This is a genomic window from Pseudomonas sp. LBUM1671, from assembly GCF_059695685.1.
In genome coordinates this window covers 1,226,157-1,243,653 of sequence record NZ_CP166782.1, presented here as the reverse complement: position 1 = coordinate 1,243,653, position 17,497 = coordinate 1,226,157, and the positions used below count along the sequence as shown (strand labels likewise).

The window sequence follows — 17,497 nt, the reverse complement described above, 5'->3', positions numbered from 1 at the left end:
TGCGCTGCTCACAAACGGTTTTCGAGGTGGCAAAAAGGGGGCCAAGCCCCCTTTTTGCTTACTGAGTCAACGCCAGGGCGTCAATTACTCAGCTGCAGCTGCCGGAGCTTCTTCAACGAACTGCTCGGTGCCGCCAGCAACGTGGTTGCGACCGCGGATGACTGCGTCAGCCATCGAACCCATGTACAACTGGATAGCGCGGATTGCGTCATCGTTGCCTGGGATGATGTAGTCAACGCCTTCCGGGCTGCTGTTGGTATCGACTACGCCGATAACCGGGATACCCAGCTTGTTGGCTTCGGTGATCGCGATGCGCTCGTGATCAACGTCGATAACGAACAGAGCGTCTGGCAGACCGCCCATGTCCTTGATACCACCCAGGGAACGATCGAGCTTCTCAAGATCGCGAGTGCGCATCAGCGCTTCTTTCTTGGTCAGCTTGGCGAAAGTACCGTCTTCGGCTTGCACTTCAAGGTCACGCAGACGCTTGATGGAAGCACGGATGGTTTTGAAGTTGGTCAGCATGCCGCCCAACCAGCGGTGATCGACGTACGGCGAACCGCAACGTGCTGCTTCTTCAGCAACGATCTTGCCAGCGGAACGCTTGGTGCCGACGAACAGAATCTTGTTTTTGCCCTGGGCCAGACGCTCTACGAAAGTCAGAGCTTCGTTGAACATTGGCAGGGTTTTTTCAAGGTTGATAATGTGGATCTTGTTACGCGCGCCGAAAATGTATTTACCCATTTTCGGGTTCCAGTAACGGGTCTGGTGACCGAAGTGCACACCGGCCTTCAGCATATCGCGCATGTTGACTTGGGACATGATAGTTCCTTAATAAGTCGGGTTTGGCCTCCACGTATCCCAATGACCAACCAGCAGCATCAGCTGAAGGCACCCAGGTCATCGTGTCGACACGTGTGTGGATTTAAGCCTTTCGGGGGTATCCCCGGAAAGCGGCGCATTTTATACCACAAGGCTTGCAAAAACGGAACCCGGATTCTCGATTCCTGGTCCGTGACTTCAACAGGGCCCTTGGAATCGCCCAAGAATGCGCCAATCTATAGAGAGAAGCGATGCACAGAGGCTCAGATTTGCGCTGATCGTCTGTTAGAATCGCGTTTTTCAGGGCCGCGAAGATCGAACGCGCAATGCCCATTTCGTTTTAGCAAGCGCCATCGAGCGCAGAGAGAGCCTGTATGACCGTCACCCTCAAAACCCCCGACGACATCGCAAAGATGCGTGTCGCCGGCAAACTGGCCGCCGATGTGCTGGAAATGATTGCCGAACATGTCAAGCCGGGGATCACCACCGAAGAACTGGACCGCATCTGCAACGACTACATCGTCAACGAGCAGAAAGCCATCCCCGCCCCGCTCAACTACAAAGGCTACCCGAAGTCGATCTGCACCTCGATCAACCACGTGGTCTGCCATGGCATCCCGAACGAGAAGCCGCTGAAGGATGGCGACACCCTGAACATCGACGTCACCGTCATCAAGGACGGTTTCCACGGCGACACCAGCCGCATGTTCCACGTCGGCACTGTGCCTGTCTGGGCCGAGCGCCTGTCGCAGGTGACTCAGGAATGCATGTACAAGGCCATCGAGATCGTCAAACCCGGCTGCCGCTTGGGCGACATCGGTGAAATCATCCAGAAACACGCTGAAAAGAACGGTTTCTCGGTGGTTCGTGAGTTCTGCGGTCACGGTATCGGCAAGGTATTCCACGAAGAGCCGCAGATCCTGCACTACGGCCGCGCCGGCACCGGCATGGAACTGAAAGCAGGCATGACTTTCACCATCGAGCCGATGATCAACCAGGGCAAGGCTGACACCAAGGTCTTGGGCGACGGTTGGACCGCGATCACCAAGGACCGCAAATTGTCGGCCCAGTGGGAACACACCCTGCTGGTGACAGAAACCGGTTACGAGATCTTCACCTTGCGCGCCGATGACACCATCCCGCGCGTTTCGGCCTGATCCGCCCCCAGGCAGCTCCCAGCCTTATAGATAGATAGGAAAGCCAATCGATGCCGCAGGTGGATCCCGAACTCTTCGACCGCGGCCAGTTCCAGGCAGAACTGGCCCTGAAGGCAAGCCCGATCGCGGCCTTCAAGAAGGCGATCCGCCAGGCCCGCGAGGTGCTCGACGGGCGCTTTCGCAGCGGCCGCGACATTCGCCGGCTGATCGAGGATCGCGCCTGGTTCGTCGATAACATCCTGCAAAAGGCCTGGGAGCAATTCAACTGGAGCGAAGATGCCGACATCGCACTGGTTGCGGTCGGCGGCTACGGTCGCGGCGAGTTACACCCTTATTCCGACATCGACCTGCTGATCCTGCTAGACAGCGCCGATCACGAAGTTTTCCGTGACTCCATCGAGCGTTTTCTGACGTTGTTGTGGGACATCGGCCTGGAAGTCGGTCAGAGCGTTCGCTCGGTCGACGAATGCGCCGTCGAGGCCCGCGCCGACCTGACAGTCGTCACCAACCTTATGGAGAGCCGTACCATCTGCGGCCCCGAGCGTTTGCGCCAGCGCATGCTCGACGTCACCAGTACCGCGCACATGTGGCCGAGCAAGGACTTTTTCCTGGCCAAGCGCGCCGAGCAAAAGGCCCGTCACCACAAATACAACGATACCGAATACAACCTGGAACCCAACGTCAAAGGCTCGCCTGGCGGCCTGCGGGATATTCAGACGATTCTGTGGGTGGCCCGCCGCGAATACGGCACCCTGAACCTGCGGGCCCTGGCCGGTGAAGGCTTCCTGGTCGAAAGCGAAAACGCCCTGCTGGCCTCGTCCCAAGAGTTTTTGTGGAAGGTCCGGTACGCGCTGCACATGCTCGCCGGGCGCTCCGAAGACCGCCTGCTGTTCGACCACCAGCGCTCGATTGCCGGGCTGCTGGGTTTCGAGGGCGATGACGCCAAGCAAGCCATCGAAAACTTCATGCAGCAGTATTACCGGGTGGTCATGAGCATTGCCCAGCTCAGCGACTTGATTATTCAGCACTTCGAAGAAGTCATCCTCGCCCCGGAGGACGAAGCGCCGCCGCAGCCGATCAACTCGAGGTTCCAGCTGCACGACGGTTACATCGAGGCGCGCAACGACAACGTGTTCCGCCGCACGCCGTTCGCCATGCTCGAGATCTTCGTGCTGATGGCCCAGCAGCCTGAAATCAAAGGCGTGCGCGCCGATACCATTCGCCTGCTGCGCGAGCACCGTCACCTGATCGATGACGATTTCCGCAATGACATCCGCAACACCAGTCTGTTTATCGAGCTGTTCAAGTGCAGGATCGGCATCCACCGCAACCTGCGCCGAATGAACCGCTACGGCATCCTTGGGCGTTATCTGCCGGAGTTCGGCTTCATTGTCGGGCAGATGCAGCACGACCTGTTTCACATTTATACGGTCGACGCCCACACCCTGAATCTGATCAAGCACCTGCGCAAGTTGCAGTACACGCAAGTGTCGGAAAAATTCCCGCTGGCCAGCAAGCTCATGGCCAAGCTACCCAAACCCGAGCTGATTTATCTGGCCGGGCTGTACCACGACATTGGCAAGGGCCGGCATGGCGATCACTCGGAAATCGGTGCGGTGGATGCCGAAGCCTTTTGCCAGCGCCACCAGCTCCCGGTGTGGGACAGCCGCCTGATCGTCTGGCTGGTGCAGAATCACCTGGTGATGTCGACCACCGCCCAACGCAAGGACTTGTCCGACCCGCAGGTGATCCATGACTTCGCACAAGCCGTCGCCGACGAAACCCGTCTCGACTATCTGTATGTGCTGACCGTCGCCGATATCAACGCCACCAACCCGACGCTGTGGAACTCCTGGCGGGCCAGCCTCTTGCGCCAGCTCTACACCGAGACCAAGCGCGCCTTGCGCCGCGGCCTGGAAAACCCGGTGGATCGCGAAATGCAGATCCGCCAGACCCAAAGTGCAGCCCTGGACATTCTTGTGCGCGGCGGTACCGATCCGGACGATGTCGAACAGCTGTGGTCGCAATTGGGCGATGACTATTTCCTGCGTCACACCGCCGGCGACGTCGCCTGGCACAGTGACGCGATCCTCCAGCAACCAGCCGATGGCGGGCCGCTGGTATTGATCAAGGAAACCACCCAGCGCGAATTCGAGGGCGGCACGCAGATCTTCATCTATGCGCCCGACCAGCACGACTTCTTCGCCGTGACCGTGGCCGCGATGGACCAGCTCAACCTGAACATTCACGACGCCCGGGTCATCACCTCCAGCAGCCAGTTCACCCTCGACACCTACATCGTGCTCGACACTGACGGCGACTCGATCGGCGATAACCCGGCACGGGTCAAACAGATCCGCGAAGGCCTGACCGAAGCGTTGCGCAATCCGGACGACTACCCGACCATCATCCAGCGCCGCGTGCCGCGCCAGCTCAAGCATTTCGCCTTTGCGCCACAGGTGACGATCCACAATGACGCGCAGCGCCCGGTGACAGTGCTGGAACTCAGCGCGCCGGATCGCCCGGGGCTGCTGGCGCGAATCGGCACGATCTTCCTCGAGTTCGACCTGTCGCTGCAGAACGCCAAGATTGCGACCCTCGGCGAACGCGTGGAAGACGTGTTCTTCATCACCGACGCGAACAACCATCCGCTGTCCGACCCGTTGCTGTGCACCCGCTTGCAGGATGCGATCGTTGAACAGCTGACTGTCAGTAATGAACCCGATATCAAATTGTCACGCTTGAGTATTTGAACTAACCAACTTTCCCTGTGGGATCGAGCTTTTGTGGTGAGGGAATTTATCCCCTCACCACAAAAGCTCGATCCCACATTAGAAGAGGCCCCCATGAACAACGCTCTGAACCAGTTGCAGCCCTACCCGTTCGAGAAGCTCCGCGCCCTGCTCGGCAGCGTCACGCCAAACCCGGACAAGCGCGCCATCGCGCTGTCCATTGGCGAGCCGAAGCACCGTTCGCCAAGCTTCGTCGCCGAAGCCCTGGCAAGCAATCTGGATCAGATGGCCGTGTACCCGACCACGCTCGGCATCCCGGCTTTGCGTGAAGCCATCGCTGCATGGTGCGAACGCCGCTTCAACGTTCCGACCGGCTGGCTTGACCCGGCGCGCAACGTGCTGCCGGTCAACGGCACCCGTGAAGCGTTGTTTGCCTTCACCCAGACCGTGGTCAACCGTGGCGAAGACGCCCTGGTGGTCAGCCCGAACCCGTTCTATCAGATCTACGAAGGCGCGGCATTCCTCGCCGGGGCCAAGCCACATTACCTGCCGTGCCTGGACGAGAACGGCTTCAACCCCGATTTCGACGCGGTCTCGTCAGACATCTGGAAACGCTGCCAGATCCTGTTCCTGTGCTCACCAGGCAACCCGACCGGCGCGCTGATTCCAGTCGACACCCTGAAGAAGCTGATCGCCTTGGCTGACGAATACGACTTCGTGATTGCCGCCGACGAGTGCTACAGCGAACTGTACTTCGACGAACAAACCCCGCCGGCCGGTCTGCTCAGTGCCTGCGTGGAACTGGGCCGCAAGGACTTCAAGCGCTGCGTGGTGTTCCACAGCTTGTCCAAGCGCTCCAATCTGCCAGGCCTGCGCTCAGGATTTGTCGCCGGTGATGCCGACATCCTCAAAGGTTTCCTGCTCTATCGCACCTACCACGGCTGCGCCATGCCGGTTCAGACCCAACTGGCCAGCGTCGCCGCGTGGAATGACGAAGTGCATGTACGCGCCAACCGAGCGCTGTACCGCGAGAAGTACGATGCGGTGCTGGAGATCCTCGGTCCAGTGATGGACGTGCAGCGTCCAGACGGCGGTTTTTATTTGTGGCCGAATGTTGAGGGCGACGACGAAGCGTTTTGCCGTGATCTGTTTGTTGAAGAACATGTGACGGTGGTGCCGGGTTCTTACCTGTCCCGTGAGGTGGATGGCGTCAACCCAGGTGCCGGTCGAGTGCGGATGGCGCTGGTCGCGCCTCTGGCGGAATGCGTGGAAGCCGCCGAACGTATTCGCGCGTTTATTACCCGCAAGCAGTAATCCATGAAGCCGTGCCAGTCAATCTGGCACGGCAACTTGTATGACCAGATCCGACTTCAATACAACAAGCCCTACTCCATCACAAGACACTACAGCGTTTACAAAGCCATATTGTTTGTCGAGTGCAATACCCGACAATTCTAACAACACCAAGTAACACACCCCGCAAGTTTTCCACTTTACTAAACCTGTCACCAACACTAAATTCTACTTCCGTAAAAAGCCGCACCCCTATTAATCAAACAAGGAAGTTAGACCATGGATTACAGCGTAACTTTTTCTATAATAGCGCCCGAAGACTTCGACGCCCTCTGTCACTTTGCAAATACAGCGCACACGCCAACTCAGGTTTCCCCAGGAGTTGCAAAATAATGTGGGCCAAGAAAAATCCTTCCAAGTTCTGGACTCCCGGCCGCACTCTTCGCATCGCCTTTCTCAATGGCACCGAAGAATTTAAAGCCGCGACCATCTCTGCAGCCAGCCATTGGCTACCGCACATCAACTTGAAATTCGAATTCGTCGAAGGTAAAGAAGGCGACATCCGCATACTGAGCGAGGAAGGAACGTTCTCGTCTAAAGTCGGCACAGATGCACTGTTATCTGCAGATGAGCCGACAATGAGGCTCTGGCCACACTCACCCATCCACGCTCGTTATTTTGCAGCCAATGTGATGCATGAATTCGGACATATGCTGGGGGCAGAACATGAGCAGACCCACCCGACGGCAAACATCCCCTGGAACACGTCAGCCCTTTATGCGCAACATGGAATAACCGACAACCCTGAAGAAGACAACTACCGCGCCAGAGTGACGCGAGAAAGACTGCACCAATGGTACCTGGATCGCGCAGCCCCCGACGCAAGCGTTTATTCAGAGTACGACCGAAAGTCAATCATGCACTACGTCATCCAGCAATCCTGGACCGAAGGCGACTTCCAGGTTTTTCTCAATTTTGATCTCAGCGAAAAAGACAAGGCTTTCATGGCGAAGGCTTATCCGTATCCCGACAATGAGTAAGTCGCCGGCTTTCACAGAACGCAGTTAATTTGTCATGGCCATCGAAAACAAAGTCCCCGTTCTTACGCCAACGGACAAAACCTCAGCAAGCGAACGACAAGTAAGTTAATCATGCACTCTATTACTCCATGCAAAACAATCCACCCCAGTGATGAACTCGCCTCTTACGATGCAGCCATCCTGGAAAACCCCCGCAACGCCCAACCCTCTTCTGCGGGTCGACGTACCAAGCGCGCCATCGGCATCTGGAGCAAATTCTGGGGTAACGGCCGGACGTTAAGAATCGCGTTCGTGGATACTCCAACTCAAACGAAACGGCTAGCCATCGAAGCGTTGATCAAACAATGGCAACCCTCAGTCAACTTGCACTTCGAATTTGTTGATGACGGTGAAAGCGAGATCAGGATTTCCACATCCAGCGCAACCAACGACTCCGCAGTGGGAACCGATGCGCTGTTGTACGAACAACACCAGCCGACGCTGAATCTGAACATTGAAATGGACCATCCAGAATTCGAAGCAACCGTCCTGCACGAGTTCGGTCACGCACTGGGGCTAAAGCACGAGCAGCAACACCCAAAGGCAAACATTCCCTGGGACAAACCGAAAGTCTACGAATTTTATAAAACCAACTATGGGTGGACCGATGAAGACACGGACCTTAATGTCCTGACGCCCCTTCAAGGCAGCGACTATTTATCGGGCCCCTACGATAAGGATTCGATCATGCACTACCCGGTTCCGAACGAGTTGACGACTGAGGATTGGGAGGTGGGTATCAACACAAAAATCAGCATGCTGGACAGGCGAGTCATGCGCAAAGCCTATCCGAAGTTTCGATCGATCGACGCCGTCTGATTCAGGCCCAGCAGCCTGTGTCACCTCGCTATTGGCCTTGGAGGCCTATTTGACCGATCCGGGATTGGTCTCACTCAAATCCGGCCCACACGACACCTCTTGTAATACGTCATCACCCATCTGGTGATGACGACAGAGACTATACAACTCCAGGCGCTGCGCCCGCAGCGCCTTTTACGAACGCCACATCGGCGTTGGCCAGTGATACACGCCTGTTATTGCCAACCAAAGCGAACCCGGACGTTGCAGGCGGTTTGCATAAAACGCGGCGCCCAGGCAATCGACAGCATTGAAGTGCCATATTAGCCACTTAGACTGCGGGCTGGCCGTTGAGCCCATGTCGCATCGTCCTGACACACCGCTCCCACAGGTTTTGCGGTGGCATGACAACCACGGCCGACGCGAAACCGCTCGGTCATGGCATAATCCGTCACCTTTAATTTCCAGCACCTGCAAAGGGGGCAATTCCTTGACCGTTTCAAGCAAAACGTTGCACCTTTTCGGCATCAAAGCCTGCGACACCATGAAAAAGGCGCGCACCTGGCTCGATGAACACGCTGTCAGCTATGACTTCCATGATTACAAGACGGCCGGAATCGACCGTGAACACCTGAACCAATGGTGCGACGAGCACGGCTGGCAAGTGGTGTTGAACCGTGCAGGCACGACCTTTCGCAAACTCGACGACGAACGCAAAGCCGATCTCGACCAAGCGAAAGCGATCGAACTGATGCTCGCACAACCCTCGATGATCAAGCGCCCGGTGCTTGATCTCGGTGAACGAACCCTGATTGGCTTCAAGCCAGATATCTACGCGGCAGCGCTCAAGTAAGGCAGCCCGTTCCATTTTGTTAGAGGTATCAACATGTCCACTACCCTGTTCAGCCTGGCCTTTGGTGTCGGCACTCAAAACCGTCAAGGCGCATGGCTGGAAGTGTTTTACGCACAGCCACTGCTTAACCCGTCTGCCGAACTGGTCGCGGCTATCGCACCAGTTCTGGGCTACGCCGAAGGCAATCAGGCCATCGCGTTCAGCACCGCTCAGGCTTCGCAATTGGCTGAAGCGCTGAAAGGCGTCGACGCGGCTCAGGCTGCTTTGCTGACCCGCCTGGCCGAGAGCCACAAGCCGCTGGTCGCGACCATCCTGGCCGAAGACGCTCAGCTGACCTCCACGCCTGAGGCTTACCTCAAGCTGCATTTGCTGTCCCATCGCCTGGTCAAGCCCCACGGCCTGAACCTGGCGGGCGTGTTCCCGCTGCTGCCGAACGTGGCCTGGACCAGCCAGGGCGCCATCGACCTCGCCGAACTGGCCGAGCATCAACTGGAAGCCCGCCTGCGCGGCGAGCTGCTGGAAGTGTTCTCGGTGGACAAGTTCCCGAAAATGACCGACTACGTCGTTCCGGCTGGCGTGCGTATCGCTGACGCGGCGCGTATTCGTCTGGGCGCTTATGTCGGCGAAGGCACCACCGTGATGCACGAAGGTTTCGTCAACTTCAACGCCGGCACCGAAGGCCCGGGCATGATCGAAGGTCGTGTGTCGGCTGGCGTGTTCGTCGGCAAGGGTTCCGACTTGGGCGGCGGTTGCTCGACCATGGGCACCCTGTCGGGCGGCGGCAATATCGTGATCAAGGTCGGCGAAGGCTGCCTGATCGGTGCGAACGCCGGTATCGGCATTCCGTTGGGCGATCGCAATACCGTTGAGTCGGGTTTGTACGTGACCGCGGGTACCAAAGTCGCGCTGCTGGATGAAAAAAATCAGCTGGTCAAAGTCGTGAAGGCCCGAGAACTGGCGGGGCAACCTGACCTGCTGTTCCGCCGCAATTCGGAAACCGGTGCTGTGGAATGCAAAACCCACAAATCGGCGATCGAACTGAACGAAGCGCTGCACGCTCACAACTAAGCAGCGCCACACGGATTACCCTGTAGGAGCGAAGCTTGCTCGCGAAAGGGCCCTTGAGGCCGCCAAAAAGCTTCGCGTGCAAGCTTCGCTCCTACAGGTTCGGCGTAGGCCCGACCATCAGGTCAGGCGTACACCCGCCCATGTTGACCAGGGCCGCATAACATGATGATTCCCTCCCCCTGGCGCGCCGACTTCCCGGCCATCGCCGCGCTGCAACGGCAGGACCAGACCTATCTGGACAACGCCGCTACCACGCAAAAACCTCAAGCCCTGCTGGACGCTTTGGCGCATTACTACGCCAATGGCGCGGCCAACGTGCATCGGGCGCAACACTTGCCCGGCGCCCATGCCACCCAGGCGTTCGAGGCCAGCCGCAGCAAAGTCGCCCAATGGCTGAATGCCGGCGATTGCGGGCAAATCATCTTTACCCACGGCGCGACTTCCGCGCTGAACCTCCTGGCGTATGGCCTGGAGCACTTATTCAACCCGGGCGATGAAATTGTCATCAGCGCCCTGGAGCACCACGCCAACCTGCTGCCGTGGCAGCAACTGGCTCTGCGTCGCGACTTGAAACTGGTGATTCTGCCGCTGGACGCTGACGGTTTGATCGACCTTGATGCCGCCGCGCAATTGATCAGTCCGCACACCCGTTTGCTGGCGGTCAGTCAGCTATCGAACGTGCTCGGCGCCTGGCAGCCCTTGCCCGCCTTGCTGGCGATGGCCAAGGCGCACGACGCATTGACCGTGGTCGATGGCGCACAAGGCGTGGTTCATGGCCGGCATGACGTGCAGGCGCTAGGTTGCGACTTTTATGTGTTCTCCAGCCACAAGCTCTATGGCCCCGACGGTCTGGGCGTGTTGTTCGGTCGCCATGAAGCGCTCAAACAACTGCGCCATTGGCAGTTTGGCGGCGAGATGGTGCTGGATGCGGATTACCACAGTTCACGCTTTCGCCCTGCCCCATTGGGTTTCGAGGCGGGCACACCGCCGATTGCCAGTGTGATCGGCCTTGGGGCAACGCTGGATTATCTGGCGGGGCTTGATCAGGACGCCGTGTCTGCCCATGAAGCGGCGCTGCATGACTATTTGTTGAAAGGTCTTGAAGCGCGCAATGGCATTCGGCTGCTGGGCAAGCCGCAACTGGCCTTGGCCAGTTTTGTCGTCGAGGGTGTGCATAACTCTGATCTGGCGCATTTGCTGACCGAACAGGGGATCGCGGTGCGCGCCGGACATCACTGCGCGATGCCGTTGCTCAAAAGCTTCGAGCTGGCCGGGGCGATCCGGGTGTCGTTGGCGCTGTACAACGACTCTGAAGATCTGGAGCGATTCTTTGAAGCGCTGGATCAGGCGCTGGAGTTGTTGCGATGAGCTTGCCGGCCGATGCCGCTATCGCACTAGCAACCTTTCAGAATGCGCCGGGCTGGGAACAGCGGGCGCGGTTGCTGATGCAATGGGGCGACCGTCTACCTGCCTTGAACGATGTGGATAAAATCGACGCCAACCGTGTGCATGGCTGTGAAAGCCAGGTGTGGTTGGTGGGTTCGCTGGATGACGGTCACTGGCAGTTTGCGGCGAGCAGCGATGCACGGTTGATCCGCGGGTTGGTGGCCTTGCTGCTGGCGCGGGTCAACGGGTTGTCGGCGGATGAGTTGCGGCAGGTGGATTTGCCGGAGTGGTTCAGTCAGCTTGGGCTTTCGCGGCAACTGTCGCCTTCGCGCAGTAATGGTCTCAATGCTGTATTACAGCGAATGAATGAGTTGGCAGGCTAATCGCCTTCGCGAGCAAGCCCGCTCCCACAGGGGAATGCATTCCAACGTGGGAGCGGGCTTGCTCGCGAAGAGGGCCATCAACCACACCATCAAACTTGAGGTTTGACCCGATCCGCCGGCCGCCGCACACCCGCCACAATCTTATCCACAGCCTTGGTCGCCGCGACCATGCCGAACGTCGCCGTCACCATCATCACCGCGCCAAACCCGCCGGCGCAGTCGAGCTTCACGCCATCGCCGACAAAACTCTTCTGCAGACAAATGCTGCCATCCGGCTTCGGGTAGCGCAGTTGTTCGGTGGAAAACACGCACGGCACGCTGTAATGACGCGTGACGGTGCGCGAGAAGCCGTAGTCCCGGCGCAGGGTCGAGCGCACTTTCGACGCCAGTGGATCATTGAAAGTCCGGTTCAGGTCGCAGACCTGGATCAACGTCGGGTCGATCTGCCCGCCCGCCCCGCCGGTGGTGATGATCTGGATCTTGCGGCGTTTGCACCATGCAATCAGCGCCGCTTTCGCATTCACGCTGTCGATGCAGTCGATCACGCAGTCGATGTTCGGCGTGATGTACTCGGCCATGGTTTCGCGCGTGACGAAATCCGCCACCGCGTGCACCGTGCAGTCCGGGTTGATACCGCGTAAACGCTCGGCCATCACCTCGACCTTGGGTTTGCCGACGGTGCTGTCCAGCGCGTGCAACTGACGGTTGGCGTTGCTGACGCAGACGTCATCGAGGTCGAACAGCGAAATCTCGCCCACGCCACACCGGGCGATGGCTTCCGCCGCCCAGGAACCGACGCCACCGACGCCGACGATCGCCACATGGGCTGCGCGCAGGCGCGCCAGGCCGTCGATGCCATACAAACGGGCGATGCCTGCAAACCGCGGATCTTCTGTACTCATGACCATTACCCCAAAAACCGGCGCGCATTATAGGGCTAGTACTGCAACAAGATCTAAGTTACCGCGACAAGCGAAAGAACTTATGCGAAACGGGATTGCCAAACGTAGGGCATTTCCCTGCCAGCTATACGCTCAAGGAATGCCCGGTGTAGGATGCGCGCCCCTTGGCACACGCCGACCGGTCCTTCGTTCCACAGCCTTTGGAACCTGAAATAACTATGTCATCGCGTAAATTTGGACTCAACCTGGTCGTGGTGCTCGCCATCGCAGCCTTGTTTACCGGCTTCTGGGCGCTGATCAATCGCCCGGTCACCGCTCCCAACTGGCCTGAGCAGATCTCCGGCTTTTCGTACTCGCCGTTCCAGCAGGGTCAGTACCCACAAAAAGAGCAGTATCCGACCGACGATGAAATGCGTCGCGACCTGGAGATCATGAGCAAGCTGACGGACAACATCCGTACTTACTCGGTCGACGGCTCCCTGCAAGACATCCCCAAACTGGCGGAAGAATTCGGTCTGCGGGTCACCCTCGGTATCTGGATCAGCCCGGACGAGGAGCGCAACGAGCGTGAGATCCTGCGCGCCATCGAACTCGCCAACACCTCCCGCAGCGTGGTTCGCGTGGTTGTAGGCAACGAGGCGATCTTCCGTAAGGAAATTACCGCTGCAGAACTCAGCATTATTCTGGATCGCGTTCGCGCGGCGGTGAAAGTGCCGGTGACCACGTCCGAGCAATGGCACGTCTGGGAAGAAAACCCGAGCCTGGCCAAGCACGTCGACCTGATCGCTGCCCACGTCCTGCCGTACTGGGAACATGTGCCGATGGAGCAATCCGGGCAGTTCGTACTGGACCGTGCCCGTGATCTGAAAAAAATGTTCCCGAAAAAACCGCTGTTGCTGTCGGAAGTCGGCTGGCCGAGCAACGGTCGTATGCGCGGCGGTGCCGATGCATCGCCGGCAGACCAGGCGATTTACCTGCGCACACTGGTCAACAAGCTCAACCGCCAGGGTTTCAACTACTTCGTGATCGAAGCGTTTGACCAACCATGGAAGGCCAGCGACGAAGGTTCGGTGGGCGCTTACTGGGGTGTTTTCAACGCCGCACGCCAGCAGAAATTCAACTTCGAAGGCCCGGTCGTTGCGATCCCGCAATGGCGCGTGCTGGCGGTCGGTTCGGTGGTCCTGGCGCTGCTGTCCCTGACCCTGCTGATGATCGACGGCTCGGCCCTGCGTCAACGCGGCCGCACCTTCCTGACCTTTATCGCCTTCCTTTGCGGATCGGTGCTGGTGTGGATCGGTTACGACTACAGCCTGCAATACAGCACCTGGTTCAGCCTGACGGTCGGGGGCCTACTCGCACTCGGCGCACTCGGGGTCTTTATCGTGCTACTGACCGAGGCGCATGAACTGGCCGAGGCGGTCTGGACCCACAAGCGCCGGCGTGAATTCCTGCCGGTGGTCGGCGAATCGGACTACAGACCGAAGGTATCGATCCACGTCCCTTGCTACAACGAGCCGCCGGAGATGGTCAAACAGACCCTCAACGCCCTGGCCAACCTCGACTATCCGGACTTCGAAGTCCTGATCATCGACAACAACACCAAGGACCCGGCGGTCTGGGAACCGGTGCGCGATTACTGCGAAACCCTCGGCCCGCGCTTCAAGTTCTTCCACGTCGCGCCGTTGGCCGGTTTCAAGGGTGGTGCACTGAATTATCTGATTCCGCACACCGCCAAGGATGCCGAAGTCATTGCGGTGATCGATTCGGACTACTGCGTCGACCCGAACTGGCTCAAGCACATGGTGCCGCACTTCGCCGATCCGAAAATCGCCGTGGTGCAGTCGCCACAGGATTACCGCGACCAGAACGAAAGCACCTTCAAAAAGCTGTGCTACGCGGAATACAAAGGCTTCTTCCACATCGGCATGGTCACCCGCAACGACCGTGACGCGATCATCCAGCACGGCACCATGACGATGACCCGACGCTCTGTGCTCGAGGAACTGGGCTGGGCCGACTGGTGCATCTGTGAAGACGCCGAGTTGGGTCTGCGCGTGTTCGAGAAAGGCCTGTCGGCGGCGTATTACCACACCAGCTATGGCAAAGGCCTGATGCCCGATACCTTTATCGACTTCAAGAAACAGCGATTCCGCTGGGCCTATGGCGCGATTCAGATCATCAAGCGTCACACCACCAGCTTGCTTCGCGGCAAGGGCACCGAGCTGACCCGTGGCCAGCGTTACCACTTCCTCGCGGGCTGGTTGCCGTGGGTCGCGGACGGCATGAACATCTTCTTCACCGTGGGCGCCTTGTTGTGGTCGGCGGCGATGATCATCGTGCCGCAGCGGGTCGATCCGCCGTTGCTGATTTTCGCGATCCCGCCACTGGCGCTGTTCGTGTTCAAGGTCGGCAAGATCATCTTCCTCTACCGTCGTGCAGTGGGGGTCAACCTCAAGGATGCGTTCTGCGCGGCACTGGCCGGCCTGGCGTTGTCGCACACCATCGCCAAAGCGGTGCTGTACGGCTTCTTCACCAGCAGCATTCCGTTTTTCCGCACACCGAAGAACGCCGATAACCACGGTTTCTGGGTGGCGATCTCGGAGGCGCGCGAAGAGGTGTTCATCATGCTGCTGTTGTGGGGCGCGGCACTGGGGATTTACTTGGTGAACGGCATGCCGAGCAACGACATGCGCTTCTGGGTGACCATGTTGCTGGTTCAGTCGCTGCCGTACCTGGCGGCGCTGATCATGGCGTTCCTGTCTTCGCTGCCGAAACCGGTGGTCGCGACAGAGACGGCACCGGCAGTCTAAATCTCTACAGATGCACTAAACGGCGGCCAATGGTCGCCGTTTTGCTTTAAGATAACCGCCATTTTGCGGGGCTTGGCGTGATATCCATCCCTGTGGGAGCCAGCCTGCTGGCGATGGCAATGTAACAATCAACGTTTATGTTGACTGACACACCGCCATCGCCAGCAGGCTGGCTCCCACATTTAGTCCGCGCCCATATTCAAGATTTCCGGAGTTTTCCATGACGGCCCACGCCGACCTTTCGCCGACCCTTCAACTCGCCATCGACCTGATCCGCCGTCCGTCCGTGACGCCGGTTGACGCCGATTGCCAGAAGCAGATGATGCAGCGCCTGGGCGATGCCGGCTTCACCCTGGAACCGATGCGCATCGAAGATGTGGATAACTTCTGGGCCACCCACGGCAAACACGACGGCCCGGTGCTGTGCTTCGCCGGTCACACCGACGTGGTGCCGACCGGCCCGGTAACCGCCTGGCAGATCGACCCGTTCAACGCGCTGATCGACGAACACGGCATGCTCTGTGGCCGTGGCGCGGCGGACATGAAAGGCAGCCTCGCCTCGATGACAGTGGCGGCCGAGCGCTTTGTCGCCGACTACCCGGACCACAAGGGCAAGGTCGCTTTCCTGATCACCAGCGACGAAGAAGGCCCGGCGCACCACGGCACCAAGGCAGTGGTCGAACGCCTTGCCGCCCGTAAGGAACGTCTGGACTGGTGCATCGTCGGCGAACCGTCGAGCACCACCCTGGTGGGTGACGTGGTCAAGAACGGCCGTCGTGGCTCCCTCGGCGCCAAGCTGACCGTACGCGGTGTGCAGGGTCACGTGGCCTATCCACATCTCGCGAAGAACCCGATCCACCTCGCCGCCCCGGCCCTGGCCGAACTGGCCGCCGAGCATTGGGACCACGGCAACGATTTCTTCCCGCCGACCAGTTTCCAGATCTCCAACGTCAATTCCGGCACCGGCGCGACCAACGTGATTCCGGGCGACCTGGTGGCGGTGTTCAACTTCCGTTTCTCCACCGAATCCACCGTTGAAGGCTTGCAAAAGCGCGTCGCCGACATCCTCGACAAACATGGCCTGGACTGGCACATCGACTGGGCGCTGTCCGGTCTGCCGTTCCTGACCGAACCGGGCGCGTTGCTGGATGCCGTCGCTTCAAGCATCAAGGACGTAACCGGTCGCGACACCAAAGCCTCCACCAGCGGTGGCACCTCCGATGGACGCTTTATTGCGACCATGGGCACTCAGGTGGTTGAACTGGGCCCGGTCAACGCGACGATCCACCAGGTCAACGAGCGCGTACTGGCTGCCGACCTCGACGTGCTGACCGAAATCTACTACCAGACCCTGATCAAGTTGCTCGCCTGATGCTCGCCTGCCCGATCTGCAGCGAACCGCTGAACGCGGTGGACAACGGCGTGGCCTGCCCCGCCGGGCATCGTTTCGACCGTGCGCGGCAGGGTTACCTGAACCTGCTGCCGGTGCAGCACAAGAACAGCCGCGACCCAGGGGATAACCTCGCCATGGTCGAAGCCCGTCGCGACTTCCTGAACGCCGGCCATTACGCACCGGTGGCAAAGCGCCTGGCAGAGCTGGCTGCGCAATACGCGCCGCAGCGCTGGCTGGACATCGGGTGTGGCGAGGGTTATTACACCGCGCAAATCGCCGAGGCCTTGCCCAACGCTGACGGGTACGCCCTGGACATCTCCCGGGAAGCGGTGAAACGCGCCTGCAAACGCAACCCGCAGCTGACCTGGTTGATCGCCAGCATGGCGCGGGTGCCGTTGGCCTCGGGGAGCTGCCAGTTTCTCGCCAGCGTCTTCAGTCCGCTGGATTGGGAGGAAGCCAAGCGCTTGCTCAGCCCCGGCGGCGGCTTGATGAAAGTCGGGCCGACCAGCGGCCATCTGATGGAATTGCGCGAGCGGCTGTACGACGAAGTCCGTGAATACACCGACGACAAGCATCTGGCCCTGGTGCCGGAAGGCATGGCGCTGCAACACAGCGAAACCCTGGAATTCAAACTGACGCTTTCAAAGGGTCAGGATCGCGCCAACCTGCTGGCCATGACGCCCCACGGCTGGCGCGCCAGTGCCGAACGCCGAGCGGCGGTCATCGAGCAGGTTGAGCCGTTCGAGGTCACCGTTTCGATGCGCTACGATTACTTCGTGCTTCAATAATTTTTGGTCTTGAGCAATGGCTCGAGGCCGGCT

At 59.2% G+C, this 17,497-nt stretch carries 14 protein-coding genes; 12 read left to right on the top strand and 2 right to left on the bottom strand.

The genetic code is table 11. The features are described from left to right. Positions 1-84: 84 nt before the first annotated feature. Positions 85-822 carry a 30S ribosomal protein S2 gene (gene rpsB, locus ACA060_RS05485; protein ID WP_007907989.1) on the bottom strand — a complete coding sequence of 246 codons (738 nt, stop codon included), beginning with the start codon at positions 820-822 and terminating at the stop codon, positions 85-87. A 374-nt stretch (positions 823-1,196) separates the two neighbouring features. On the opposite strand from rpsB, the gene map reads away from it, so the two are divergent. The 9 genes from map to ACA060_RS05440 all read left to right on the top strand — a co-directional run bounded on the left by map (position 1,197) and on the right by ACA060_RS05440 (position 11,571). After that, positions 1,197-1,979: a type I methionyl aminopeptidase gene (gene map, locus ACA060_RS05480; RefSeq protein ID WP_497315899.1), complete on the top strand. Its 783-nt coding sequence runs from the start codon at positions 1,197-1,199 to the stop codon at positions 1,977-1,979. 50 nt (positions 1,980-2,029) lie between these two features. Then, on the top strand, positions 2,030-4,732 hold the full coding sequence (locus tag ACA060_RS05475) for a [protein-PII] uridylyltransferase (RefSeq protein WP_109628205.1): 2,703 nt from the start codon (positions 2,030-2,032) through the stop codon (positions 4,730-4,732). A 93-nt stretch (positions 4,733-4,825) separates the two neighbouring features. Beyond that, entirely contained in the window at positions 4,826-6,025 is a 1,200-nt protein-coding gene (gene dapC, locus ACA060_RS05470) for a succinyldiaminopimelate transaminase (RefSeq protein ID WP_497315897.1), read from the top strand. A gap of 371 nt (positions 6,026-6,396) precedes the next feature. Further along, a complete protein-coding gene (locus ACA060_RS05465; protein ID WP_497315895.1) occupies positions 6,397-7,044 on the top strand; it encodes a zinc metalloprotease in 648 nt (215 codons plus the stop codon). A gap of 111 nt (positions 7,045-7,155) precedes the next feature. Beyond that, a complete protein-coding gene (locus ACA060_RS05460; protein WP_497315893.1) occupies positions 7,156-7,902 on the top strand; it encodes a M12 family metallopeptidase in 747 nt (248 codons plus the stop codon). Between the two features lie 469 nt (positions 7,903-8,371). After that, positions 8,372-8,734: an ArsC family reductase gene (locus ACA060_RS05455; protein ID WP_497315891.1), complete on the top strand. Its 363-nt coding sequence runs from the start codon at positions 8,372-8,374 to the stop codon at positions 8,732-8,734. Positions 8,735-8,767: 33 nt separating this feature from the next. Further along, on the top strand, positions 8,768-9,802 hold the full coding sequence (dapD, locus tag ACA060_RS05450) for a 2,3,4,5-tetrahydropyridine-2,6-dicarboxylate N-succinyltransferase (RefSeq protein WP_497315889.1): 1,035 nt from the start codon (positions 8,768-8,770) through the stop codon (positions 9,800-9,802). A 162-nt stretch (positions 9,803-9,964) separates the two neighbouring features. After that, entirely contained in the window at positions 9,965-11,170 is a 1,206-nt protein-coding gene (locus tag ACA060_RS05445) for an aminotransferase class V-fold PLP-dependent enzyme (protein ID WP_497315887.1), read from the top strand. Beyond that, positions 11,167-11,571, top strand: coding sequence for a SufE family protein (locus ACA060_RS05440; protein ID WP_109628198.1), 405 nt, complete (start codon positions 11,167-11,169; stop codon positions 11,569-11,571). Before ACA060_RS05445 ends, ACA060_RS05440 begins: the two co-directional genes overlap by 4 nt. 89 nt (positions 11,572-11,660) lie before the next feature. Here the strand turns inward: ACA060_RS05440 and tcdA are convergent, their stop codons facing one another. Next, positions 11,661-12,473, bottom strand: coding sequence for a tRNA cyclic N6-threonylcarbamoyladenosine(37) synthase TcdA (gene tcdA / locus ACA060_RS05435; protein WP_497315885.1), 813 nt, complete (start codon positions 12,471-12,473; stop codon positions 11,661-11,663). A gap of 218 nt (positions 12,474-12,691) precedes the next feature. On the opposite strand from tcdA, the gene ACA060_RS05430 reads away from it, so the two are divergent. The 3 genes from ACA060_RS05430 (at position 12,692) to ACA060_RS05420 (ending at position 17,464) form a co-directional block, all read left to right on the top strand. Further along, positions 12,692-15,283, top strand: coding sequence for a glycosyltransferase (locus ACA060_RS05430; protein ID WP_109628196.1), 2,592 nt, complete (start codon positions 12,692-12,694; stop codon positions 15,281-15,283). 220 nt (positions 15,284-15,503) lie between these two features. Then, positions 15,504-16,655 carry a succinyl-diaminopimelate desuccinylase gene (gene dapE, locus ACA060_RS05425; RefSeq protein ID WP_497315883.1) on the top strand — a complete coding sequence of 384 codons (1,152 nt, stop codon included), beginning with the start codon at positions 15,504-15,506 and terminating at the stop codon, positions 16,653-16,655. After that, the gene (locus ACA060_RS05420; RefSeq protein ID WP_497315881.1) at positions 16,655-17,464 is read left to right on the top strand and encodes a putative RNA methyltransferase; all 810 of its coding nucleotides are present in this window, start codon (positions 16,655-16,657) and stop codon (positions 17,462-17,464) included. Before dapE ends, ACA060_RS05420 begins: the two co-directional genes overlap by 1 nt. The last annotated feature ends 33 nt before the right edge of the window (positions 17,465-17,497 follow it).